This window comes from Flavobacterium soyangense (genome assembly GCF_015277675.1).
Taxonomy (GTDB): Bacteria; Bacteroidota; Bacteroidia; order Flavobacteriales; family Flavobacteriaceae; genus Flavobacterium; species Flavobacterium soyangense.
Map to the genome: position 1 here is coordinate 44,590 of NZ_JADHEC010000018.1, position 26,079 is coordinate 70,668.

General features: G+C 33.5%; 22 protein-coding genes. 13 read left to right on the plus strand and 9 right to left on the minus strand.

Annotated features, from left to right (window positions below; genetic code table 11):
• Nucleotides 1–57: 57 nt before the first annotated feature.
• Nucleotides 58–201: a hypothetical protein gene (locus IR213_RS09420; RefSeq protein ID WP_394354912.1), complete on the minus strand. Its 144-nt coding sequence runs from the start codon at nucleotides 199–201 to the stop codon at nucleotides 58–60.
• Nucleotides 202–503: 302 nt separating this feature from the next.
• Here IR213_RS09420 and IR213_RS09425 point away from each other — a divergent pair, with 302 nt between their 5' ends.
• Complete coding sequence (locus IR213_RS09425) at nucleotides 504–4,334, plus strand: T9SS type A sorting domain-containing protein (RefSeq protein WP_194312060.1); 3,831 nt, start codon at nucleotides 504–506, stop codon at nucleotides 4,332–4,334.
• Nucleotides 4,335–4,449: 115 nt separating this feature from the next.
• On the opposite strand, the gene clpX is transcribed toward IR213_RS09425, so the two are convergent.
• The 4 genes from clpX to IR213_RS09445 all read right to left on the minus strand — a co-directional run bounded on the left by clpX (nucleotide 4,450) and on the right by IR213_RS09445 (nucleotide 8,394).
• Nucleotides 4,450–5,682, minus strand: a complete 1,233-nt coding sequence (gene clpX, locus IR213_RS09430; protein WP_194312061.1) for an ATP-dependent Clp protease ATP-binding subunit ClpX — start codon at nucleotides 5,680–5,682, stop codon at nucleotides 4,450–4,452.
• A gap of 76 nt (nucleotides 5,683–5,758) precedes the next feature.
• A complete protein-coding gene (gene clpP, locus IR213_RS09435) occupies nucleotides 5,759–6,433 on the minus strand; it encodes an ATP-dependent Clp endopeptidase proteolytic subunit ClpP (RefSeq protein WP_194312062.1) in 675 nt (224 codons plus the stop codon).
• A 171-nt stretch (nucleotides 6,434–6,604) separates the two neighbouring features.
• Nucleotides 6,605–7,930, minus strand: coding sequence for a trigger factor (locus IR213_RS09440; protein ID WP_194312063.1), 1,326 nt, complete (start codon nucleotides 7,928–7,930; stop codon nucleotides 6,605–6,607).
• A gap of 119 nt (nucleotides 7,931–8,049) precedes the next feature.
• On the minus strand, nucleotides 8,050–8,394 hold the full coding sequence (locus IR213_RS09445) for a phage holin family protein (protein ID WP_194312064.1): 345 nt from the start codon (nucleotides 8,392–8,394) through the stop codon (nucleotides 8,050–8,052).
• 87 nt (nucleotides 8,395–8,481) lie between these two features.
• Between IR213_RS09445 and IR213_RS09450 the strand changes: the two genes are divergently transcribed.
• Nucleotides 8,482–9,810: a T9SS type A sorting domain-containing protein gene (locus IR213_RS09450; RefSeq protein ID WP_194312066.1), complete on the plus strand. Its 1,329-nt coding sequence runs from the start codon at nucleotides 8,482–8,484 to the stop codon at nucleotides 9,808–9,810.
• Between the two features lie 61 nt (nucleotides 9,811–9,871).
• On the opposite strand, the gene IR213_RS09455 is transcribed toward IR213_RS09450, so the two are convergent.
• Nucleotides 9,872–10,633, minus strand: a complete 762-nt coding sequence (locus tag IR213_RS09455; RefSeq protein WP_194312067.1) for an alpha/beta fold hydrolase — start codon at nucleotides 10,631–10,633, stop codon at nucleotides 9,872–9,874.
• 104 nt (nucleotides 10,634–10,737) lie between these two features.
• Nucleotides 10,738–11,451 carry a pyridoxine 5'-phosphate synthase gene (locus tag IR213_RS09460; protein WP_194312068.1) on the minus strand — a complete coding sequence of 238 codons (714 nt, stop codon included), beginning with the start codon at nucleotides 11,449–11,451 and terminating at the stop codon, nucleotides 10,738–10,740.
• A gap of 112 nt (nucleotides 11,452–11,563) precedes the next feature.
• Here IR213_RS09460 and IR213_RS09465 point away from each other — a divergent pair, with 112 nt between their 5' ends.
• From IR213_RS09465 to murI, 8 genes are all read left to right on the plus strand, one after another.
• The gene (locus tag IR213_RS09465) at nucleotides 11,564–12,223 is read left to right on the plus strand and encodes a CBS domain-containing protein (RefSeq protein ID WP_194312069.1); all 660 of its coding nucleotides are present in this window, start codon (nucleotides 11,564–11,566) and stop codon (nucleotides 12,221–12,223) included.
• A 7-nt stretch (nucleotides 12,224–12,230) separates the two neighbouring features.
• On the plus strand, nucleotides 12,231–13,115 hold the full coding sequence (locus IR213_RS09470; RefSeq protein WP_194312070.1) for an NAD kinase: 885 nt from the start codon (nucleotides 12,231–12,233) through the stop codon (nucleotides 13,113–13,115).
• A gap of 171 nt (nucleotides 13,116–13,286) precedes the next feature.
• Nucleotides 13,287–13,961, plus strand: coding sequence for a type IX secretion system protein PorG (porG, locus tag IR213_RS09475; protein ID WP_194312071.1), 675 nt, complete (start codon nucleotides 13,287–13,289; stop codon nucleotides 13,959–13,961).
• A 4-nt stretch (nucleotides 13,962–13,965) separates the two neighbouring features.
• A complete protein-coding gene (locus IR213_RS09480) occupies nucleotides 13,966–14,706 on the plus strand; it encodes an isoprenyl transferase (protein WP_194312083.1) in 741 nt (246 codons plus the stop codon).
• A complete protein-coding gene (locus tag IR213_RS09485) occupies nucleotides 14,639–17,395 on the plus strand; it encodes a BamA/OMP85 family outer membrane protein (protein WP_194312072.1) in 2,757 nt (918 codons plus the stop codon). Before IR213_RS09480 ends, IR213_RS09485 begins: the two co-directional genes overlap by 68 nt.
• A 36-nt stretch (nucleotides 17,396–17,431) precedes the next feature.
• The gene (locus IR213_RS16575) at nucleotides 17,432–18,937 is read left to right on the plus strand and encodes an OmpH family outer membrane protein (protein ID WP_194312073.1); all 1,506 of its coding nucleotides are present in this window, start codon (nucleotides 17,432–17,434) and stop codon (nucleotides 18,935–18,937) included.
• Between the two features lie 20 nt (nucleotides 18,938–18,957).
• Entirely contained in the window at nucleotides 18,958–19,458 is a 501-nt protein-coding gene (locus tag IR213_RS09495) for an OmpH family outer membrane protein (protein ID WP_194312074.1), read from the plus strand.
• Nucleotides 19,459–19,564: 106 nt separating this feature from the next.
• Nucleotides 19,565–20,341 (plus strand): glutamate racemase, encoded by a 777-nt coding sequence (murI, locus tag IR213_RS09500; protein WP_194312075.1) that lies wholly within the window; start codon nucleotides 19,565–19,567, stop codon nucleotides 20,339–20,341.
• Between the two features lie 10 nt (nucleotides 20,342–20,351).
• Here the strand turns inward: murI and IR213_RS09505 are convergent, their stop codons facing one another.
• Both IR213_RS09505 and IR213_RS09510 read right to left on the minus strand, forming a co-directional pair.
• The gene (locus IR213_RS09505; RefSeq protein ID WP_194312076.1) at nucleotides 20,352–20,870 is read right to left on the minus strand and encodes a gamma carbonic anhydrase family protein; all 519 of its coding nucleotides are present in this window, start codon (nucleotides 20,868–20,870) and stop codon (nucleotides 20,352–20,354) included.
• A 30-nt stretch (nucleotides 20,871–20,900) separates the two neighbouring features.
• The gene (locus IR213_RS09510) at nucleotides 20,901–21,899 is read right to left on the minus strand and encodes a PorP/SprF family type IX secretion system membrane protein (RefSeq protein ID WP_194312077.1); all 999 of its coding nucleotides are present in this window, start codon (nucleotides 21,897–21,899) and stop codon (nucleotides 20,901–20,903) included.
• A 164-nt stretch (nucleotides 21,900–22,063) separates the two neighbouring features.
• Between IR213_RS09510 and IR213_RS09515 the strand changes: the two genes are divergently transcribed.
• Genes IR213_RS09515 through IR213_RS09525 form a run of 3 tightly spaced genes read left to right on the plus strand, consistent with a single transcriptional unit; the run spans nucleotide 22,064 to nucleotide 25,848 of the window.
• Entirely contained in the window at nucleotides 22,064–22,963 is a 900-nt protein-coding gene (locus tag IR213_RS09515) for a NifU family protein (RefSeq protein WP_194312078.1), read from the plus strand.
• Nucleotides 22,964–22,981: 18 nt separating this feature from the next.
• A complete protein-coding gene (locus tag IR213_RS09520; protein WP_194312079.1) occupies nucleotides 22,982–24,997 on the plus strand; it encodes a thioredoxin domain-containing protein in 2,016 nt (671 codons plus the stop codon).
• A gap of 26 nt (nucleotides 24,998–25,023) precedes the next feature.
• A complete protein-coding gene (locus tag IR213_RS09525; protein WP_194312080.1) occupies nucleotides 25,024–25,848 on the plus strand; it encodes a mechanosensitive ion channel family protein in 825 nt (274 codons plus the stop codon).
• Nucleotides 25,849–26,079 lie beyond the last annotated feature (231 nt).

Sequence of the window (26,079 nt, forward strand, 5' to 3'; positions counted from 1 at the left end):
AAAGAATCCCGTTTTGCCTATAGCAAACGGGATTCTTTAATTTATGTAAAAATCAATTTACGATGCGATTTTCAAGCGCTTCAATAAGTTTCTATTCATTGTTTCTTTTGCATAATCAACATCGATTTTTAATATTTTATCATCAGAACTTGGCAATTCATTCATTGCCTCAGTTAGGATGACTTCACATAAAGAATGCAATCCACGAGTTTACTTACTATTTAACCTAATATTAAATATTTATTTTAACATTATATTAACATGCTCATTATTAGCTTTTTACATATATTTTAAGTACATTTATTATTGTTTTTTTACTTAATTTTAACTGTTTTAACAACAATAAGAACAGTTTAAAAATCACCTATAAGTTAATGAAAAGAAGAAAATACATCTATTTTAAAAATATTTTAAGTATTCAAGAAGTGGAAACCAGAACCCACTTTAATAAACGGGGCGGGACCGAAAAGCCTTACGAGTAGGAGATTTAAATATCAGAAATCATGAAGAACTTTAAATTATTATTTTATAGTGCTTTATTTATTTTATTTTCTAGTTTTATAAAAGCGCAAGTAGTGACCATTCCGGACGTTAATTTTAAAGCAGCATTAATTACTCTAGGAGTAGACACTAATAGTGATGGTCAAATACAGGTTAGCGAGGCATTAGTTCCTACCTATTTTAATTTACAATCTAAATCGATAGCGGATTTAACAGGAATTAAAAGTTTTACCAACCTTACAACATTATATGTTGATTCAAATCAATTAACAACACTTGATGTTTCAGGATTAACAAAACTAACTACTCTAGGCTGCACGAATAACACTCTAACCACATTGACATTAACCGGGTTAGTGAATTTATCCACCCTGGATTTTTCTAAAAATGAAATGGCCTCTTTTGATGCAACAGCATTAACTAAATTAACCTCATTATCCTGCAATTTAAATAAACTCATATCTTTAGACACAACGGGATTAACTTTATTAAGCACATTAAACTGTTATGATAATCTATTGACTTCTCTTGATGTTTCGGGGTTGACCAAATTAGTTAATTTGTATTGTTATAACAATTTTAGTTTGACAAATATTGACGCTTCTGGTTGCCTTATATTATCAAATATAAACTACAGTTATGGTGGGGGTGCTCCCATAAAAGTTTTAAATTTATCAGATTGTAAAGCCTTGACTTATTATGACAGTAGCGGTATAAAAACTACACTTACTACTTTGAATTTATCAAATTGTACAGGATTAACATCGGTAGCTTTAAATAACAATGATTTATTGACCACATTAGACATCAGCGGTTGCACGCAATTAACTTCATTAAGCGTAACCAATAATCCGCTTTTTAACTCCTTGGATGCATCGGGATTGGCAAAATTAACCAATTTAACCTGTAGCAATAATGCACTAACCACAGCTACATTAAAAACTACTGGCTTAACAAGTTTAGCCACTTTGGATTTCTCAAATAATCTACTGGTCACTTTTGACGCGACTGCTCTAACAAAACTAACCACATTGTCCTGTAATGCCAATCAATTGACCTCTTTAAATGTTACAGGATTAACTTTGTTAAGCACCTTAAATTGCTATGATAACCTCCTAACTACTCTTGATGTTTCCGGTTTAACCAAATTAGTTAATCTGTATTGTTACAGCAACTTAAGTTTAACCGATATAAACGCTATCGGTTGTATTGCATTAACTAATATAAACTACAGCTACAGTAGTAACGACCCTATAAAGAATTTAAATTTATCAGGCTGCAAAGCCCTAACTTATTTTGACAGCAATAGTATAAAAACTACACTTACTTCAATGAATTTGTCTAATTGTACAGGGTTAACATCTGTAGCTTTAAACAACAATGATCTATTAACCACATTAGACATAAGCGGTTGTACCCAATTAACTTCGTTAGGCGTGTCCAATAATCTGCTTCTTACTTCCCTAGATGTCTCGGGATTGGCAAAATTAACCAGTTTGGTCTGTAGCAATAATGCGCTAACCACAGCTACATTAAAAACTACTGGTTTAACAAGTTTAGCCACTTTGGATTTTTCAAATAATCAACTGATCTCTTTTGATGCAACAGCTTTAACAAAACTAACCACGTTGTCTTGTAATGCCAATCAATTGACCTCTTTAAATGTAACTGGATTAATTTTATTAACCACCTTGAATTGTTATGATAACCTGCTGACTTCTCTTGATGTTTCAGGCTTAAGTAAATTAGTTTATCTGTATTGTTACAACAACTTTAGTTTAACTGACATAAACGCTTCCGGCTGTCTTGCGCTAACAACTCTTTACTATAACTACACTAGTAGCGACCCTATAAAAAATTTAAATTTATCGGGCTGTAAAGCACTAACTAGTTTTGATAGCAGTGGTATGAAAACAACACTTGCGTCTTTGAATTTGTCAAATTGTACAGGACTAACTTACGTGACCTTAAATAACAATGATTTATTGACAACATTGGACATCAGCGGTTGTACCCAGTTAACTTCATTAAGCGCAACCAATAATCCGCTTCTTACCTCTTTGGATTTATCGGGATTGGCGAAGTTAACCAATTTAGTCTGCAACAACAATGCACTCACAACATTAAAAACGATTGGATTAACCTTATTATCAACGTTAGATTTCTCAAATAATCAAATGGCCGCTTTTGATCCGACTGCGTTAACAAAACTAACTATATTCTCTTGTAATTTCAATAAATTGACCACTTTAAATGTAGCAAGTTTGACCTTGTTAACCAGTTTGAGTTGTAACAATAACCTGTTGACTTCTCTTGATGTTTCGGGCTTAACTAAATTAGTTTATTTATATTGTTATAATAACGACAGCCTGATTGACATCAACGCATCTGGTTGTCTTGTGTTGACAACACTTTATTACTATGACTATTATAACTACAACAACAGTGATCCGATAAAAAATCTAAATTTATCTAACTGTAAAGCATTGACTAATTATGACAGTAACGTTATAAAAAACACGCTAACTTCCTTAAATTTGTCTAATTGTATAGGGCTAACCTCGGTAACTTTAAACAACAATGACCTATTGACCACGTTTGACATAAGCGGCTGTACCCAATTAACTTCGTTAAGTTGTACTTATAATCCGCTTCTCACATCCTTGGACGTATCTGGATTGGCAAAATTATCCAGTTTAAACTGTACCAATAATGCGTTAACCACAGCTACATTAAAAACGACAGGTTTAACTAATTTGACCTCTTTGGATTTTTCAAATAATCAACTTGCCACTTTTGACGCAACTGCTTTAACGAAATTAGCCACATTGTCCTGTAATTTCAATCGGTTAACAGCATTAAATGTTACGGGTTTGACTTTATTAACTAGTTTGAGTTGTACCGATAATAAATTATCACAATTAGATTTTACAACTAATTCTAAACTTAATTATATCAATTGTAATTACAATTCTATTGTTAGTATAGATTTGAGGAATAGTCTAACCAATTCTGTAGCCCTTTATGCTTCCTATAATACTCCACTAACGAGCATTTGTACCGATTCAGGAGACAATGTTTATGGAAGTTGGGACAATAATGTTATACCTACATTTTCGCCAGCTCCTACAGGTGCAGCTACGCAGACATTTTGTAATTTTGCAAAAGTTTCTAATCTTGTTGCAACCGGATCTGCCATAAAATGGTATGCCACTGCAACTTTAGGAATTGCTCTAGCCACCGATACTGATTTGGTAAACAATACAACATATTATGCGAGCCAATCTTTAAATTCCTGTGAAGGCACATCACGTTTACCTGTAAAAGCGGTAATCAATGTAACTCCTGCACCATCTGGTTTAGCGGCGCAAACACTTGAAATTGGTAAAACTGTTGCCGATATTGTAGTTACTGGAACAAATGTTATTTGGTATGCTTCGGCCGCTGATGCTGGATTAGGCATAAACCCATTAGCAACAACAACTCAAGTAGTAAACTCAACAATATATTATGCGACTCAAACTTTAGCAGGTTGTTCTAGTGCGACTAGCTTAGCTATAACAATAACTACTACATTAGGTATTGATAATTTTGATTCCAGCACTTTCCATTACTATCCTAATCCAGTTCATGATAATTTGAATTTATCATATGGCTTTAAATTGACAAGCATAAAAATATTCAACACAATTGGACAAGAAGTGTATTTTAAAAACATAGATGCTTCTTCGTTCAATATTGATATGTCAAATTTTAAAGATGGAATTTATTTTGTCGAAGTGAAATCAGACAATGGTTCGAAAACTATCAAAGTAATAAAAAGCACACTTTAGTTTTATAAAAAGAACCAAGGAAAAAAGGTGCTTTTAATGAGTCTATTAAAATAAAAAAAAATTCCGTAAGATTCAAAATCTTACGGAATTTTTATAATTTTTTCATTTGCTTGTCTTATGATGCGATTTCCAAGCGCTTCAATAAGTTTCTATTAAGTGTTTCTTTTGCATAATCCACGTCGATTTCTAATATTTTATCATCAGAACTTGGCAATTCATACATTGCATCGGTTAGGATAGCTTCGCATAAAGAACGTAATCCACGAGCTCCGAGTTTGTACTCCAATGCTTTTTCGACAATAAAATCCAAAGCCTCGTCAGTGATGCTGAATTCAACTTCATCCATCAAAAATAACTTTTGATATTGCTTGATTAAGGCATTTTTAGGCTCGGTCAAAATCGCTCTCAAAGTTTCTTTGTCCAAAGGATCCATATGCGTCAACACCGGCAGACGCCCGATAATTTCCGGGATTAATCCAAAATCCTTGATGTCTTTTGGGATAATGTATTGCAACAAATTGTCCTTGTCTATATTATCCACATTTTTTGATGTGCTATAACCAACTGCTTGACGATTCAATCTTTTTGAAATAATTTTTTCAACTCCATCGAAAGCGCCTCCTGCAATAAACAAAATATTTTGAGTGTTTACCTCAACAAATTTCTGGTCTGGGTGTTTTCTTCCCCCTTTTGGTGGAACATTTACCACAGTTCCTTCCAATAATTTCAACAAAGCTTGTTGAACTCCTTCACCAGAAACATCACGAGTGATGGATGGATTATCGCTTTTGCGTGCAATTTTATCAATCTCGTCAATAAAAACGATGCCTCTCTCGGCTTTGGCAACATCATAATCCGCAGCTTGCAATAAACGTGTCAAAATACTTTCGACATCTTCACCCACATAACCTGCTTCTGTCAAAACTGTCGCATCAACAATTGCCAAAGGAACATCCAACATTCTGGCGATGGTTTTTGCAACCAAAGTTTTTCCCGTTCCTGTTTGTCCAACCATAATGATATTGCTTTTTTCAATCTCAACATCATCATGCAATTCTTGTTGCATTAAACGTTTATAATGATTGTAAACCGCAACGGACATCACTTTTTTGGTTTGGTCTTGACCAATAACATATTGATCTAGAAAAGCCCTGATTTCTTTTGGTTTCTTTAAAATCAAGTCTGCCGGCAAGCTTGTCTTACCACTTGATTTTATTTCTTCTAATACAATTCCGTGGGCTTGTTCGATACATTTATCACAAATGTGTGCATCAATTCCGGCTATCAATAAATTGGTCTCCGGTTTTTTCCTTCCACAGAATGAACATTCTAATTTTGGTTTTGCCATCTTTTCTTGGTTGGTAGTTGATAGTTGATAGTTGACGGTTTGACCCAACAACTATCAACTATCAACCAATAACTATTTATCCTCTTCTCAACACTTCATCAATCATTCCGTATTCTTTCGCTTCATCAGCAATCATCCAATAATCACGTTCACTGTCTTTATGAACCTTATCGAATGTTTGTCCTGTATGCTGAGAAATGATTTGATATAATTCGTCTTTTAATTTCAACATTTCACGTAAGTTGATTTCCATATCGGTTGCAACACCTTGTGCTCCGCCTGATGGTTGGTGAATCATCACTCTTGAATGTGGCAATGCCGAACGTTTTCCTGCTGCTCCGGCACATAACAAAACAGCTCCCATTGAAGCGGCCATTCCGGTGCAAATTGTTGCCACATCTGGCTTGATATATTGCATTGTGTCATAAATTCCCAATCCTGCGTAAACGCTTCCGCCTGGAGAATTCAAGTAAATTTGAATGTCTTTTGAAGCATCTGCGCTTTCAAGAAAAAGCAATTGAGCTTGAACAATATTGGCAATTTGATCATCGATTCCCGTTCCCAAGAAAATAATCCTGTCCATCATTAATCTCGAAAAAACGTCTAATTGAGAAATATTCAACTGGCGTTCTTCAATAATATAAGGAGTCATATTTGTTGGATTCATTGCCGCTACGATTTTGTCGTAGTACATTGCATTTACACCTTGGTGTTTTGTAGCAAATTTTTTAAATTCTTTACCGTAGTTCATATTTATTTGTTCTAAGTTTTACGTAATATACTGAATATTTATTTTATCAAAGGTCATACCTCTTTACAAATGATGCCAATATGTCTTAATTTTAAATCATAAGAACTTTGAAAAAAGAGCGTCAAAAAAATATTTTTTTTGACGCTCAAAGATACTGATTTTTTCTAAAATTTATTCTCCGTAAAATGCGGCAATAAATTCGTCATAGTTTACTTCTTTAGTTGTAGGATTCGCTTTTTCTTTAAACAATTCCAATAATTTCTCTGCTACAACTTGGTCAGAAAGTCTTTTTACTTCTTCTTGGTTTGCCAAAACTCTTGCCACAATTCCCTGAACTTCTTCGTCAGTAGGATTTGTTTGTCCGAATTGCGCCATTTGCTGACGGATTGATTTTGTGGTAAATGATTTCAAATCTTCGAAAGTGATTTTGATATCATTTTGTGCCATTGCTTTTCCTTCAATTAATTGAAAACGCAATCCTTTTTCTGATCTATTATATTCTACTTCAGCTTCTGCCGGAGTAAGTTGTTTTTCGCCAACAGTTTGCAGCCATTTTTTTAGAAATTCAGCTGGTAAATCGAATTTTGTGTTTTCGATTAAAAATTCAGTTACATCATTTAATAATTTTTCGTCTGCTTGATGAGCAAATTGGCTTTCAGCACCTTCTTTGATATTGGCTTTCAAATCTTCAAGAGAAGATACTTTTCCAGGACCAAAAAGCTTGTCAAATAATTCTTGGTTTAACTCGGCTAATTCTGTTGAATTGATACTCTCGATAGTAAAATCAACATCAACTTCAAGTCCATGAACATCATCGTGAGCCACTTTCATCGTGTCCATCAATTTGTGATCGTCGTCAAACAATCCTTTTGTATTAACCGTTACAACGTCTCCTACTTTTTTTCCAATGAATTTATCAGAAGTGGTTTTGTCTTTGAAAATATCTAAAGAGAAAGTTGTTGGATTGCTAATTCCTTTTTCAATATTAAAAAATGTTCCGGAAACATCAAATCCAGCTTCAACAGTTTCTTGAGGAATTGCAGTTCCAAATTGTTTCTGGATTCTGGCAATTTGATCTTCAATCATTTTATCATCAGCAGTAACCACATATTTTATAATGTTATTTTTTGCATCTAAATCTAATTCGAAACTTGGAACTAAACCTATTTCATATTCAAAAACCAATTCTTCGTTGTCCCAAGAAAAGTTTTCGTTTACTTTAGCAAGTGGAGTCCCAAGAAGATTTAATCTTTCGGATTGTACAAAACGCTCTAATGCCAAATCAACAACTTTTTTAACTTCTTCTTGTTTTATGGCGCGCCCGTATTGTTTTTCAACAAGGTCTTTTGGCACTGCGCCTTTTCTAAAACCCTTAACGGTTGCCAAAGGCATTTTTTCGTTTATTCTTTTTGCTACTTGACCTTTGTAATCCATAGGAACAACTGTCATTACAATTGTTTCGTTTACTGCGTCTAATGCTACTCTTTTGATATCCATCTTCTTCTTTAATTTACATAATAAAATTGGGTTGCAAAATTATAAAATTTTTGCAACCCAAACAAGTTTTTAAGTTATTGTATTTTAGTCAATTATTTGACTCTAACCTCAATGCTTTCTTATTTATCGTCTCCAATAATTTTATATGCAATTGACTGGCAAACAGAAAGAATTATGCTAAAAATCAAGGCCGTCCAAAACGAATTTATCCTAAATCCATCAACAAGTCTTGAACATAATAAAATAATCACTGCATTGATAACAAATAAAAATAACCCTAAAGTTAAAATAGTTGCAGGCAATGTCAATATAACTAAAATTGGCTTAACGAATAAATTAAGCAACCCTAAAACAACTGCAACAATTAAAGCAGTCGTAAAATCAGCAACATCGACACTTGTCATAAAGTGCGCAATAAGCAAAACCAAACCTGATGTAATTAGAATTCTGATTAATAGTTTCATACGTTTTTATTTCAAAAGTAAAATAATTATTCTAATTACTTGCATTTTTTCTTTACCTTCGTGAGATAAATCTTAAACCTGCAAGTTATGAAAAAAATTTTACTCTCAATTTTATTAGTAAGTTCATTTGTTGTAAATGCCCAGTTATGGACTGAAAAAGCCACTGGTTTTACAAATCCCAACAGAACTTTATACAGTATATCTATAGTAGACGCAAATGTGATTTGGGCGCAGGAGTTTGATAATATTAATTTCGATTCTACAATAAAAGGATTTACGCTCAGCACTGATGGAGGTAAAACCTGGACAGCTGGCCCAATAGATTTGAATGTTCTTAAACCTGATGATTTAGGCATTTCTTCAATTACAGCAGTTTCAGCAACAACTGCATGGATATCCGTATATCCTATTATAGCTGATACTTCTGAAGGAGGTATTTGGAAAACTACAGACAGCGGAGCAACATGGACAAAACAAACAACTACTCAATTTAGCAACTTAATAGATTCCTATGCTAACTTCGTTCATTTTTGGGATGCTAATAATGGAATTGCAGGTGGTGATCCAGAAGGTGGTGAATTTGAAATTTACACAACAACTGATGGCGGTACAAATTGGACTAGAGTTGATGGTGCCAATATTCCAGACCCAGATGCTGGAGGCGAATATGGTTATGAAAATATTTATACAGTTTCAGGAAACACAATTTGGTTTGGAACTGATACAGGCAGGCTTTTTAAATCTGATGATAAAGGATTGACTTGGACTGTTAACACTGTCCCTACACCCAGTATAGATTTCGCACTCGACAGGTTCACTTTTTCTGATGCAAACAAAGGCCTTTTGATGACTTATGATCCTGTTGAACTTTTCAATACAACTGATGGCGGAGCAACTTGGAGTCCAGTGACAAAAACAGGCAATCTTTTTAATACAAATATTTCTTATATCCCAGGCACATCAACAGTTTTTTCAGCAGCATCAGCAAATCCTTTAGGCTCATCATATAGCCTAGACAATGGATTTACATGGATTACCATTGATGGAGTTTCACATGGAGAACTAGCATTTTTGAATGATTCTTTTGGATTTTCAGCCGGAAAGAATACTGATGCAACAACAGGAGGTATTTTCAAATTTACTGGAATCCCATTAAAAACCCCTAGCTTTGATTTAAAAAACCAAATTTCTGCATACCCAAATCCAACAAATGGGATTTTACATCTTGATTCTGAAATATCTTTGATTAAAGGAGCGACAGTTTTTGACTTATTAGGAAGACAAGTATATTCTTCTAAATTTTCAAATTTAAATAAAGCTGATTTAGATTTAAAATCGCTTCAAACTGGAAATTATGTATTGAAAGTAACTTATGATTCTGGAAAAACAGAGAGTATGAAGGTTATGAAAAACTAAATTCTGATTAAATAAAATCAAAGTCCTTTTCAAATTTATTGGAAAGGACTTTTTTATCTTTTTATTTTAAAAATGAACTCGTAATCTCATAAAATAGCTTTGGATTTTCGGCGTGGAGCCAATGCCCTACATTAGGAATGGTTTCGATTCTTGAATTGGGAAAATGCTGCTGTATGTTTTGAAAATCTTCATCCAGAATATAATGGGAGTTTCCACCACGAATGAAAAGTGTTGGTTTCGTGAAAATAGAATTCTCGGGAAGAGGCCTCCCAATTTCTTCCATTTCTTTATTAAAAACAGCCAAATTAAATCGAAAAGCTAATTGTCCCGGTTCTATCCAATAAAGGTTTTTCAACAAGAATTGTCTGGTTCCAAAATCATTTATATATTTCTCCAAGATTTCTTCGACCTCTTTTCGGCTTGGTTTTTTTGAAAAATCGACTGCATTCAATCCTTCAAGAATACTTTGATGATGTTGCGGATAAAATTTTGGGCCAATATCAGCAACTATCAATTTTTCGACCATATCTGGATGGATTGAAGCAAAAAGCATAGCCGTTTTTCCGCCCATTGAATGCCCTAGAATGTTGACTTTTTCCAGATTATTGGCTTTGCAATAGTCATAAACATCCTGAGCCATTATTTCGTAACTGAACTCTTCGGAATGAAAACTCTTGCCGTGGTTGCGCAGATCCAATAAATGAACCTGAAATCCATCGGCAGCAAATTGCGTCCCCATAGTTTTCCAATTGTCAGACATTCCCAGAAATCCGTGAAGAATTAGGAGCGGTTTACCCTCGCCTTCTGTTTTTGAATGAAGCATAAATGATTGTTATTTTTTGCGTGAAGGATGGAAGTGGAAATCCCACGCTTTTGGGCGTGGATTGCAACGAACAGCCTGACCCTTGTGGTCACGCCCAAATTATTTTATTTTAGTTTCTGTAAATACATATTAACCACATTATCCAATCCGAGATAAATAGCTTCTGAAATGAGTGCGTGCCCAATGGAAACTTCTAGCAATCCGGGAATATTTTGGCTGAAAAACTGAATATTGTCAAGACTCAAATCGTGTCCGGCATTAATTCCCAAACCAAGTTCATTTGCCAATATGGCCGATTTTACATAAGGGTCAATTCCGTTTTTGTTTCCCAAGCTATATTCGTGAGCAAAAGCTTCGGTGTACAATTCGATTCTTTCGGTTCCAATGATTTTTGCACCTTCAATCATTTCGAGAGCCGGATCTACAAAAATCGAAGTTCTTATGCCGTTTCGCTGAAATTCCTGAACAATTTCGGTTAGAAAATCCTTGTGTTTTATAGTGTCCCAACCTGCATTAGAAGTTATGGCATCGATAGCATCCGGAACTAATGTGACTTGTGTTGGTTTTATTTCTAATACTAAATCGATAAAAGTTTTTTCGGGATTTCCTTCAATATTATATTCAGTGCAAACTATTGATTTTAGGTCACGAGCATCTTGATATCGAATGTGACGTTCGTCTGGACGCGGATGAATTGTAATTCCTTGACCACCAAATTTCTGAATATCAGTGGCAACTTTTAATAAATCAGGGACATTTCCTCCACGAGCATTACGCAAAGTTGCTATTTTGTTAATATTTACACTTAACTTTGTCATTGGAATAATTTTTGAGAATAATTTTCAGGATTTGAAGTGCAAAAATACAAAGTAAAACTAGCCATTATTGCATAATTTTGATTATTTTGCATCAAATATTTTAAATTTATTTATGACAGAAATTACAAACTATATTACTAATGATTTTAAAGCGATTGACAGCCAAGAAAGTATTGCGGTGGTTCAGGAATTTTTTGATGAGTTGACTTTTTCGCATTTTCCGGTGGTTGAAGAAGAAATTTATATTGGCAGTATAGCTTCTGATGACATTGAAACTTTTGATGGCTCAAAAAAAGTAATCGATTATAGATATTCTCTTGAAAGATTTTTTGCCAGGACAACTATGGTTTGGCTTGACGTTTTGGAGGTTTTTGCAAAAAACAACACTAATTTAATTCCAGTTTTGGACGAAAAAAATAAATATGTTGGCTATTATGAAATCGCTGACATTATGAAATTTTTTAACGAAACACCCTTTTTACATGATACAGGAAGGATTATCGTAATCAAAAAAAGAGTATTAGATTATTCAATGAGTGAAATTACTCAAATCGTAGAAAGTAATAATGGGAAAATATTAGGTTTATTTGTATCAGAAATAGATACTGAAAACATACAAGTAACCATTAAAATAAGTCTAGGAGCCATAAACGAAATAATTCAGTCCTTCAGAAGATATAATTATGAAATTATATCTGAACATTTTGAAGATAATTATATCAACACCTTAAAGGATCGCTCAGATTATTTGGACAAATATCTTAATATCTAAAACAGAAATGAAAGTAGCCATTTACGGTCAATACTATCAAAACAGTACCGAGCCCATTATAAAAGACATTTTCATTTTTCTTATCAAGAATAATGTTGAGATAATTATTGAGTCTAATTTTTTGAAAATATTGTTCGAAAAAAAAATAATAGATACAAAATACCCCACTTTTGAGTCTTACAAGGAGTTAAACAGCAGTTTTGATATGCTAATTAGCATTGGTGGGGACGGCACAATATTGAGAGCTACAACTTTAGTTCGGGATTCGGGAGTGCCTATTTTAGGAATAAATGCAGGACGTTTGGGCTTTTTAGCCACGGTTCAAAAAGAGAATATTCCAGAATTTATGCAATTTATTATCGATAAAAAATACTCTATTTCTAAAAGAACTTTGCTAAGCTTAACGTGTTCTCCTGATAATGAAGCGATTCAGGATATTAATTTTGCGCTAAATGAAATTTCGGTTAGCCGTAAGGATACCACTTCGATGATAACGATTGAGACTTATTTGAACAACGAATATTTGAATTCCTATTGGGCTGATGGTTTAATTATTGCAACTCCTACAGGTTCAACCGGATACTCTATGAGCTGCGGAGGTCCAATATTAACTCCAAATGCGAGAAGTGTCGTTATCACTCCAATTGCACCACACAATCTGAACGCACGACCACTTGTGGTTACAGACGAAACAGAAATTAGACTAAAAGTTTCTGGCAGAGACGATCATTACTTAGTTTCACTTGATTCCAGAATTATATCTGTTAAAAATGAAACCATTTTATTTATTAAAAAATCTCCTTTTGAAATAAATATGGTCGAAATTCCCAATGAAACCTTTTTGAAAACACTTCGCACCAAATTGTTTTGGGGTGAAGACCGAAGAAATTAAATCATTTTTAGCTACTCAATATACGAATATCCTGATTTTTCCCGTTTTGTAATATCGAATCAAAAATTGACATTATTTTTTGAGTCAATTTTCCATATTAAGGACACATTTAATCTAATGAGTATTGATTCGTGTTGATAATTATTATATTTGCACGCAATTTTTAATTAAATGTATAAACTTTTCAATCTAATATTCTTGTTCTTCTTTTTTACAATGAATGCACAAATTCATGAGATAGGTGTTTTTGTAGGCGGAAGCAACTATATTGGCGATGTTGGACTAACGACTTACATTTCGCCAAATGAACCTGCGATTGGTATTTTATATAAATGGAATAAAAGCCCAAGACATTCCTACCGTTTTTCTTACACCCAATCAAAAATTTCCGCAAAAGATCTTGATTCAAAAGAGCCAAGTAGAAATCAAAGAGGTTATCGTTTTGAAAATAGCATAAAAGAAGTATCTTTAGGCCTTGAATTTAATTTTTTTGATTTTAATTTACACGAAATTAAAAGAAAATACACCCCATATGTATATTCGGGAATAAGCTATTTCAGATATGACGAATTGTATGTTGAATCAGGAGAAACTTTAAAGGACTCAGGTGCTGGGTCATTTGCAATTCCAATGACTTTAGGCGTGAAATCGAATGTTTCGCCACATATAGTTTTGGCTTTGGAAGTTGGAGCAAGATATACATTAACGGATAATTTAGACGGAAGCAATCCAAAAAACGAAAGTTACGCTAAATTTGGAAATATAAATAATAATGATTGGTATGTTTTTTCAGGGCTAACACTAACATATACCTTTGGAAACAAACCTTGCTATTGCGCAGAATAAGAAAATGAATTTACTAGACACGATAGACTTAACAAATTTACCCAAACACTTAGCCATTATCATGGATGGCAATGGTCGTTGGGCTAAACAACAAGGACTTTTAAGAGCTTTAGGTCATGAAAGCGGAACAAAATCCGTGAAAGTAAATATAAAGGCTTGCGCCAAATTAGGAATAGAAAATCTTACTTTATATGCTTTCTCTACTGAAAATTGGAACAGACCAAAACTGGAAGTAGACACATTAATGAAAATATTGATTAGAGCATTAAAAAAAGAGCTTAAAACACTACAAGACAATAATATAAAATTAAATGCTATTGGTTGTTTAGAAAAACTACCAAAATCAGCCCAAAACGAACTTTTAGATGTTATAAACAAAACAAAAAATAATACCAGAATGACTTTAACTCTGGCATTGAGTTATGGTTCAAGAGAAGAAATTATAAATGCTGTAAGAAACATTAGCGATAAAGTTAAAAATAATATAATTTCAATCGACTCTATTGACGATTCAATTATAAATGAGCATCTTTACACGCGAAATTTACCGGAGGTAGATTTATTAATAAGAACAAGCGGTGAACATAGAATAAGTAATTTTTTGTTATGGCAAATTGCCTACGCAGAATTATATTTTACTGATATATTATGGCCAGACTTTAAAGAACAAGATTTGTATGAGGCTATTATTAGTTATCAAAAAAGAGAGCGTAGATTTGGAAAAACAAGTGAACAAATTAAATAAATTTTTAGTGTTACAAAAAAGCATAAAGATAGTCATCAGCATATTGATTTTTGGAAGTTTTTCACAAATTATAGCCCAAGATAGAGTCCCATTTGACCAAGGAAAAACATACAAACTAGCCAAAGTTGATGTTGTTGGCAAAATAACTTTTAATTCTAATACCGTAGTAACCTTTGCTGGCCTTCAAAAAGGACAAGAAATTACTGTGCCTGGAGAAGAAATAAGCAATGCTATTAAAAAATTAGGTAAATTAGGTCTGTTCGATGAGATTTCATTTTATATAAATAGGATTGAAAATGATAGTATTTATCTTGATTTACACGTTGAAGAATTACCTAAATTGAATGATGTAAAACTTGTTGGAGTCAGTAAAAGTAAAATCGAGGGATTGATAAAAGATAATGCCCTAACAAAAGGCAAAGTAGTTAACGAAAATTTAATTACAACAACAAAGAATTACATCGAAAATAAATACAAAAAAGATGGCTTTTACAATACCAAGGTAACTATAAATACCGTTATAGACACGACACAAGTTAACCAAGTTAATATGGTTGTGAAAATTGACAAAGGCTCGAAAGTTAAGATTAATGACATTGTATTTGTAGGAAACAAGGAAATAAAGTCCAAGACATTGCGTGATGCTATGAAGGACACAAAACGCAAAAAACTAATTAGTTTAAAAGCATCAAAGTTTATCAAGGCAAAATACGATGCTAATTTAGAAAAAGTAATCGCAGCTTATAAAGAAAAAGGGTATAGAGATGCCAGAATTCTTTCGGACTCTGTTGCCTACAATTCAGATTTAAAGGCAATAATGATTAAAATAAAAATCGAAGAGGGCAACAAATACCGTTTTGGAAACATTAAATTTCTAGGAAATACCGTGTATTCTGATGAAGCGCTTGCCGGTTATTTAGGCGTCAAAAAAGGAGACACTTATAATGGTGTGCTTCTAGAAAAACGAATTGCAGATAAATCAAAACCGGATGGCGAGGATATTACTAATCTATATCAAAATAATGGCTATTTGTTTTCCAATATAAATGCAGTAGAAACAAAAACAGCAAACGATTCTATCGACTTTGAAATTCGAATTACCGAAGGCCCGATCGCTTATTTCAATAAAATCACCGTTACTGGAAATGACAAAACAAACGACCACGTAATTTATAGAGAATTAAGAACTAAACCTGGCGAAAAATACAATAAAGATTTGCTCATTAGAACAATTCGAGAAATTGGGCAATTAGGATTTTTTGATCCAGAATCTATAGAACCAAAGTTTAAAAACGTAGATGCTTCAGCTGGAACTGTAGATATTGAATATCCTTTAACTGAAAAAGGAGCCAGCCAGATAGAACTTCAAGGAGGTTATGGCGGTGGCGGCTTCATTGGGACTTTAGGTTTATCGTTCAACAATTTCTCAGCAAAAAACATTTTCAACAAAGATGCCTACAAACCGCTACCTATGGGTGATGGACAAAAAGTTTCTTTAAGATTACAAGCAAGTTCTTATTATAGAACTTATAGCGTTTCCTTTGCTGAGCCTTGGTTTGGAAAGAAAAAACCGGTACAGCTTACCACCTCTCTTTCTTATACAAGTCAATATAATAACAATTTTCAAACCCAAAGAGTTGACAAAAGCAGAAGTTTCAATATATTAACTTTGTCTGTTGGAATAAATAAAAGACTTTCGGTTCCGGACGATTACTTTGGTTTGTCACAAGCAATTAGTTACCAACATTATGACTTACATAACTACAATACTGGTTTATTTACATTTGGTAATGGCGCATCAAGAAACTTAGCTTATACAATAGGATTATCAAGAAGCAATAAAGGAATTAACCCAATATTTCCAATATATGGTTCAGAGTTTAGTATAGTCGGGAAATTTACACTTCCATACTCCTTATTCAATGGAGTAGATTATGCAACATTAGGTGACCAGAAAGAATATAAATACATTTATTCTGGAAATTCATATACAGGAAGTAACGGAATAAGAGTTAATAGCGGAGATTATTTAGAAGCCATTCCAAGTTCAACTAATCAAACACCAAATAGTGTTGCTGATTACCAAGATGCCGCAGCTGACCCAGCAAAAGTGGATCAGAAAAAATATAATTGGTTAGAATATTACAAAATAAAGTTCAAAGCTGATTGGTATACCAAAGTTTATGGCAAATTAATATTTCGATCTTTAACTGAATTTGGATTCTTAGGAGCCTACAATAAAGACAGAGGTATTATTCCTTTCGAAAGATACTATGTAGGAGGAGATGGAATGGCAAATTATTCGATGGATGGAAGAGAAACAATAGCCTTGAGGGGATATCCAAATGGCTCTTTAACTCCGGTCAATAAAGCAGGGGAATCTATTGGAGCTACAATATATAATAAGTTTTCGTTAGAATTACGATACCCAATAACGCTAAAAGCATCAGCATCAATATATGCTCTTACATTTTTAGAAGCAGGTTCGTCATTTGATACATTCAAAAATTACAATCCATTTGCTTTAAGTCGTTCGGCTGGAGCTGGATTAAGGGTCTTTTTGCCTGCATTTGGATTATTAGGAATTGATTTTGGATATGGATTTGATGGTTTACCTTTGCCAAGTGGTTTACTGGGAACAAAAGCAAATGGTTGGGAAACGCACTTTGTCATTGGACAACAATTTTAAAAAATTTAATATAAATTTTTCTAATACAGTGAAGTTATGAGAAAACAATTTTTATTTATATTTTTAGTACTGATTGTAACAAATACATTTCAGGCTCAAACCAGAGGAACCAAGGTAGGTTATATTGATATGGAATACATTTTACAAAATGTACCAGATTATACAGAAGCTCAAAACCAATTAGAACAAAAAGCCCAAAAGTGGAAGCAAGAAATTGAAGTCAAAAAAACAGAAATCAATAAACTAAAAGACGCACTAAAAGCAGAAAAAGCGCTGTTAACAAAAGGTCTTATTGAAGAAAGAACTGCCGAAATTGTTTTTCTTGAAAACGAAACTTTAGACTTACAACAAAAAAGATTTGGACCAAATGGCGATTTGATGACACAAAAAGCCAGTTTAACGAAACCCATACAAGACCAAGTATTTACTGCAGTTCAGGATATTGCCGAAGCAAAAAAATATGATTTTATTTTCGATAAAACTTCCGATTTGACAATGCTTTTTGCAGCAAAAAGATTTGACATTAGCGATCAGATTATTCGCATCTTGAATCGTACTGAAAAAAGAGAACAGTTGACAAAAAAACAACTTAAAGAGGAAGAGGCTAAAGAAGCAAAAGAAGAAGCAATAGCAGACAATCCAAATCTGTCTGAAAGACAAAAATCATTAGACGCTAAAAAAGCGGCAAGAGATGCAGTTATTGCAAACCGAATATTGTTGCTAGAAGAAAGAAAGAAAGCAGCCGAAGATAGAAAATTACAAATTACAGCCGATAGAGAAGCTAAAAAAACTGGAATAAATCCATCTGCTTCGAAAACAGAAACAACAACAAGCAATACTTTTAATAAAGAAGCTGCAGCAACGGCCGCAGCAGAAGCAAAACAAGCACAAGCTAATCAAAGAGCAGAAACGCTTAGAATTCGACAACAAACGGTTGAGGACAAGAAAGCGGCATTAGAAGAAAGAAGACAACAAATTTTAAACGAAAGAGCAGCAAAAAAAACAGGTATAGCTCCTGCAACTTTAACTACAGCAGTGCCAGCCGCAGAAATTGGTACGGAGAAAGAAGCCACAAAAACTGCTACTGCTACAGCTGCCGCCGAAGCAAAACAAAAACAAATAGATGCGAGAGCTAAAACTTTGGAAGATCGTAAAAAAGTTGCCGAGGAAAATAAAAAAGTCCAAGAAGAAAAAAGAAAACAAGCATTAGCCGAAAAAGAAGCTAAAAAAACTGGCACGGTTTCTGAGAATACAACGAAAGAAGCTGCAAAAACCCAAACTGCAAAAGCACCAGTTGTAACTGAAGCAGCTAAAGCAGAAACTGATACTACTGTAGTTAAAGAAATAAAAACAGCCACTGAAGAAGCAAAGCAGAAACAGGCTGATGCAAGAGCAAAAACACTAGAAGAACGAAATAAAGTAATCGAAGAACGTAAAAAAACCTTGGAAGAAAGAAGAAAAAAAATACTAGAAGTTAGAGAAACTACCAAAAAAGTAAACGAAGAAAAATTAAAAACAAAAGAGAAAACAAACAATAATTAATAAATAAATATTTTAAAACGATGAAACAAATCAAAACTTTACTAATTGCTGCAATACTAATTTTAGGAGCCAGCCAAACTATTAACGCACAAGCTAAAACAGCCCACGTAGATGTAAGCGACATTATGACAAAAATGCCAGCAATGATTGATGCTCAAAAACAACTAGAAAAATTGAGCGCAACTTATGATACAGATTACAAAAAAATGGCGGATGAATTTCAGGCTAAACTAAAAAAATATGATACTGAAGCTGCAACTGTAACTGAAGCTGTTAATGCTGACCGTCAAAAAGAAGTACAGGATATGCAAAAAAGAATTCAGGATTTTGGTCAAAATGCACAAAAAGAATTACAAACAAAACAAGAAGAAATCACAAAACCAATTTACGAGAAGGTAAGAGCTTCAATCCAAAAAGTGGGAAAAGCAAAAGGTTTTCAATATGTTCTTGATGGCTCAACTCTTTTACTTGCAGATGGTCCAAACTTGACAGCTGACGTAAAAAAAGATTTAGGTTTCTAATAAATCATTAAAATTTTAAAAAACGCTCAAGCCATTTTTGGACTGAGCGTTTTTTTATGACATCAATTCTTAGGATATTTAATATCTAGCACTTAACTTTGTTATTATGGAAGACAATCGACCTATTGGAATTTTTGACTCAGGCATTGGAGGAACTTCCATTTGGGCGGCTATACGCGAATTACTTCCCAACGAAAAAACCATCTATTTAGCTGATAGCAAAAATGCTCCCTACGGACAAAAATCAAAAGCAGAAATTATTGCTTTGAGCAAAAAAAACACTGAGTTTTTACTTAATATGGGTTGCAAATTAATAGTAGTCGCTTGTAATACAGCAACCACTAACGCTATTAAAGAATTGAGAGCGAAATATCCTGTTCCTTTTATAGGAATAGAACCTGCAATAAAAACTGCAGCAACCAATTCAAAAACTCAAACAATAGGAATCTTGGCCACGCAAGGAACCTTAAATAGCGAACTTTTTCATAAAACTGCCGAGAAATTTCACGATACAAAAATAATAGAACAAGTAGGTCACGGATTAGTTCAGCTCATCGAAAATGGGAATATCTATTCTCCCGAAATGACTCAATTACTTCACTCCTATCTTACTCCAATGATTGAAGCCAATATTGATTATTTAGTATTAGGCTGTAGCCATTATCCATATCTAATTCAACAAATTAAAAAAATACTGCCAGCACACGTTCACATTATAGATTCTGGTGAAGCTGTTGCCAAACAAACTAAAAATATATTAAAAGAAAAAGTGGGGTTTGCATCAAGTGAAAAAAGAGATTCAGTGTTTTACATCAACTCAAATCCAAAAGTACTTTCTGAAATTCTGGGAAATAAATATAAGGTAATAGAAAAAGAATTTTAAACAAAATAGGCTATTCTTCGGTTTTGTACCAACCTGAATACATTACATAATTATTTGCAATACGTTCAATTTCTCCTCCAAAATCAGATTGATCAATTTCTTTCACCTTCTTTGCAGGAACTCCAGCATAAATACTCCCAGATTCAACCACTGTATTTTGGGTAATTACAGCTCCTGCAGCAATAATGGAGTTGCTATTGACAACACAATTATCCATAACAATTGCGCCCATTCCTATTAATACATTATCGCGAATAGTACAGCCATGAACCATAGCATTATGCCCAATAGAGACATTATTACCAATGATTGTGGGATGTTTTTTATAGGTACAATGAATAATTGCACCATCCTGAATATTTACTTTATTGCCAATAGTAATAAAATGTACGTCACCTCGAATTACGGCATTAAACCATACGCTGCAGGAATGACCAAAGGTTACATCTCCTACAATTGTCGCATTTTCGGCCACATAACAATCCTCAGGTATAGAAGGAGTTTTTCCGTTTACAGATTTTATTAACATTATAAACAAATTTTTTCGTGGTTTTAAACACTAATTAATCGCAGGACAATTGCATTCGTATTTTTCACGTTTACAAAACAAATCGATACCCAAAGTAATTTGATGGAAGCCGCCTGTGTTGAAATTTACATCGCCAGAAAGATAAGAGTAGGTATAAGCAAACAAAAATTTATTGAAATTTAATCCTATAATCGGTGTTATATATTGCATTTTCTGTGAAGAAACTCCACTGCCTCTAAGGTACTCGGCACCATCAAAACTTCTACGAAAAGACAAAGCACCCCAAAGTCTACCAAAATCAAAATTTTTGTAAGCCTTTATATTAATATCTATCCATTTTTCTTTAGTTTTATCTACAAGTTGAAACAAAACAGAAGGTTCCCATAATATTTTGTCTTTATCCCCAAAAACATAACCCGCACTCAACAAATATTTTTTCAAATTAGCGCTTTCGGAATCCGTATAAATCTTTCTTTTGGTTTCAACTGCATTCTGAACAGTTCCGTGAACATAAAAATCAAGATAGTTATAGGAAGCCCCAAAATCAACGTTAAAATAAGAAGCATCTTGAACAATAATTCCATTGATAATTGGATCAAAATCACCGGATTGCAAAAACTCAGTTTCGTCTAATTGGCTTTGGGAAAAATTTGCACTAATACCAAAAGACAATTGATTCAAATCAATATCATCTCTGGAAAACATAATGTGATGTGCATAAGTAAATTTAACCCCTTTTTGAGAATGGTAACCGTTTTTATCGTTAAAAAGAATAATACCTGCACCAGATTTCTCACCAATTCTTCCATTAAAACTTAAGGTTTGAAGCGCTGGCGCATCAGTCTGATCAAACCATTGTTTACGCGCGGTAAGCCTTAATTTAGCACAGTTTGCAGCTCCAGCCATGGAAGGATGGATTAAATAATAATTATCTGATAAATAATCAGAATATACAGGAATTCCTTCTTGTGAAAAAGAATATTGGGTTATCAAGAATAGAACTATAATAATCTTAATTTTATGATACATCCAAAAAGTATTATATTTAGATAATGAGGCAACAATCTATCAACGTAAAAAAAGAATAAATATTTAATTTAAAACAAAATTAAAGTTAATTTATTCTTTAAAAAATCAAATATAGTTAATAGTAGAAAATAACTTCGTTAAATTTGTAAAAATTTAAAAAAATTATGTCAAAAATAACCATAAAAGAAACGCAAAATCCAAGTATATTAAAGTTCGAATTCGAAGATTTCATCACAAAAAATGAAAGTTTCGAGTTCAAAAACATAGATGAGGCCACGAATTCTCCTTTGGCACAACAACTGTTTTATTTACCATTTGTAAAAACAGTCTATATTTCAGGAAATTTCATTGCAATCGAAAAATTTAGCATTGTAGAATGGGATGACGTAAAAGAGGCAGTATCAGAACAAATAGAATCTTTCGTTTCCAATGGAGGAATAATTATTACTCCATCCGAAAACAAAACAAAGAAACAACCCATAACTGTTTATGGTGAATCAACTCCCAATCCTGCTGCTTTGAAATTTGTGGTAAGCAGAATGTTGACAAAAAACGCTATTGAATTTAAAAATATTGATGAAACTGCAGCATCTCCTTTGGCAAAAGAATTATTCAAATTTCCTTATGTAAAAGAGGTTTTTATGGATGAAAATTACATTTCTGTAACCAAATATGATGTCAATGAATGGCAAGAAATAACACTTGAAATACGAAGTTTTATCAAACAATTTATCGAAAATGGAGGAACTGTCCTTGACGAAAGTTTACTTGTGGCGATTGCTGAACAAGAAACCGTTAAAACCCAAAACTTCGATAATCTTGACATCACTTCGCAGCAAATCATCAATATTCTGGAAGAATATGTAAAACCAGCTGTTCAGGCTGATGGCGGAAATATCGCATTTGAATCTTACGATGAATCTACAAAAACAGCAAAAGTTATTCTTCAAGGTGCTTGCAGCGGTTGTCCATCATCTACTTTTACTTTGAAAAGCGGTATCGAAAATATGCTGAAAAGTATGCTTAACGACGAAAGTATTAAAGTTGAAGCGGTAAACGCCTAATCCGTTTTTAGTAAAAAAATGAATCTACTTTCACAAGAAACCAGTCCCTATTTATTGCAACACGCCAATAATCCAGTGCATTGGAAAGCTTGGAACGCCAATTCATTGGCCGAAGCCAAAGATAAAAACAAACTGATAATTGTTAGTATTGGCTATTCGGCTTGTCACTGGTGTCACGTTATGGAACACGAAAGTTTCGAAGACCAAGAAGTTGCCGATGTAATGAATGCTAATTTTATCTCCATCAAAGTCGATCGTGAAGAGCGTCCAGATGTTGATGCAGTTTATATGAAAGCTGTCCAAATTTTGACTGGTCGTGGCGGTTGGCCGTTAAATATGGTTACACTTCCAGACGGAAGACCAGTTTGGGGCGGAACTTATTTCAAAAAAGAACAGTGGATTAATGCACTTGAACAATTACAGGAACTTTATCGGTCTAATCCGGAGAAATTGATTGATTATGCTGAAAAACTCCATCAGGGAATTCAATCATTGAGAATTGTTCCAAATGAAAATCCTAAAACATCAATAAATAAAGAACAAAATGCCGGTTTGGTCGAAAAGTGGAAACACAATTTCGATTGGGAATTTGGCGGAATGGCGAGTTCTCCTAAGTTTATGATGCCCAATAATTACCATTTTTTAATGCGTTATGGATATCAAAAAAAGGACAATGAATTACTTGAATTTGTAAATCTTACTTTAACCAGAATGGCTTTTGGAGGAGTTTTTGACACCGTCGATGGCGGATTTTCACGCTATTCCGTAGACAATAAATGGCACGTTCCCCATTTCGAAAAAATGCTTTATGACAACGGGCAATTGGTTTCATTGTACAGCGACGCATTCAAATTAACTGGAAATCCTTTGTATAAAGAAGTCATCGAAAAAACACTTTCTTTCGTCGAAAGGGAATTAAAGAATTCTGAAGGCGGTTTTTATTGTGCCCTCGATGCTGATAGTTTAAATGCAGAAAAACATCTTGAAGAAGGTGCTTTTTATGTTTGGAAAACTCCAGAATTGAAGAGCATTATTGGTGAAGATTTTGATTTGTTCAGTCAAGTTTTCAACATCAACAGCTTTGGCTTATGGGAAGACGGAAATTATGTCTTGATTCAAAATCAAAGCTTGGAAGGAATTGCAAAAATGAATAATATCGAAGTTTCAACACTCGAAAACAAGAAGAAAATCTGGGAACAAAAACTCTATATTGAAAGAGAAAAACGCTCTAAACCAAGATTGGACGACAAATGCCTGACTTCCTGGAACGCTATAATGCTCAAAGGATTTGTTGATGCATACAAAGCATTGGAGGACGGCAACTATTTAAATTTAGCTTTGCAAAATGCCGATTTTATAATCAAAAATCTCTGGTCCAGCGAAGGAAATTTATTTCATAATTATAAAAATCAAAAAAGCACCATCAACGGCTACTTGGAAGATTATGGTTTGGTTATCGCTGCATTTATCAGTTTATATGAAGTGACTTTTGACGAAAAATGGTTGCTAAATGCAAAACAACTTACTGATTATAGTTTTGAACATTTTTATGACGAGAAAACAGGATTTTTTGCCTTTACTTCTAATCTGGATAAAGCTTTAATTGTATCCCATTTTGAAACCGAAGACAACGTAATTCCTGCCTCTAATTCGGTTATGGCGAAAAACTTGTTCCAATTGGGTATTTATTTTGAAAATTCGTTTTACGAAAAAGTAAGCCAACGAATGTTGCAAAATATAATGCCTGGTGTTGACTATCCTTCTGCTTATTCAAATTGGATGGATTTGGCTTTGAATTATTCGGAAGAAAACAGGGAATTGGCGATTTGTGGGGATTTGGCATTGGAATATTGCAACAAAATAAACAGCTTCTATTTTCCAAATGTGATTTTGGCCGGAACTGAAGAAGTCTCCAATCTTCCTTTATTGAAAAATCGTTTTAATGAAAACGAAACACTTTTTTATCTTTGCCAAAACAAAACTTGTTCAGCTCCAAGTGCTGATTTTCAAGAAATTATTTCGAAAATAAATTAGTAATTTATAAAAAATAAAACAATAAAATGACACTCAGTCCAGAACATATAACGAGTTACGCCGAAACCTTTATCAAGGTTTTAATCGATTATTCTCCAAAACTTTTTTCCGCCTTCCTGATTCTATTTATTGGACTTTATGTCATTCGCGTTCTCAATAGACTTATAAGAAGAATAATGGTAAAAAGAGATTTAGACCCGACTTTGACACGATTTTTAGCTGATATTTTTCTTTGGGTTTTAAGAGTTTTATTGTTTGTGGCTTTCATCGACAAATTAGGAATAGGAACTTCTTCTTTTGTTGCCATTCTAGGTGCCATGGGACTTGCCGTAGGTTTGTCACTTCAAGGTTCTTTGTCTAATTTCGCTGGAGGAATGCTGATTATTATGTTCAAACCCTTTAAAGTTGGAGACACGATTGAAGCGCAAGGCATTACAGGAACCGTAAGCGAAATTCAAATATTTGTGACCAAATTAATCAACGGCAACAATCAAACTATTTTTGTTCCAAATGGTTCGTTGTCTAATGGCACGATTATCAATTATTCCTTGCAAGGATTTCGCAGAGCCGATTTGACGCTTTCAATTTCTTATGACACCGATATTAAAAAAGCCAAAGACATCATTACCGAAGTTTTGAATAACAATCCAAAAATATTGAAAACTCCAGCAGCCGAAGTTTCTGTAAAGCTTTTGACCGACAGCTCGATTCAACTAGCTGTAAGACCTTGGGCAAACAATGCCGATTTTGGAGTTGTTAGTTCTGACACGTTGGAAAGCTGTAAATTGGCATTTGATGCCGCAGGAATTGTGATTCAACCTTTTGTGAAAGAGGTTTCGAGGAATAATTAAACAATTATGTTGTCAAAGTTTCTTTTATTCTTGGAAACTATTTGTGTTTATAATTTCCACGTAAGCAAAATAGGAATGAACAAAATTACAATTTGAAATTATAAATAAATTGAGTCACTATCGACCGACAAAACTAAGATTTAGGCAATAAATTCCTTTTAACCCTAGTAAATGCTAGGATTATTTTGTAAAATAAAAAACCTACCTCCCTATATTTCAGAAGAATTGCAT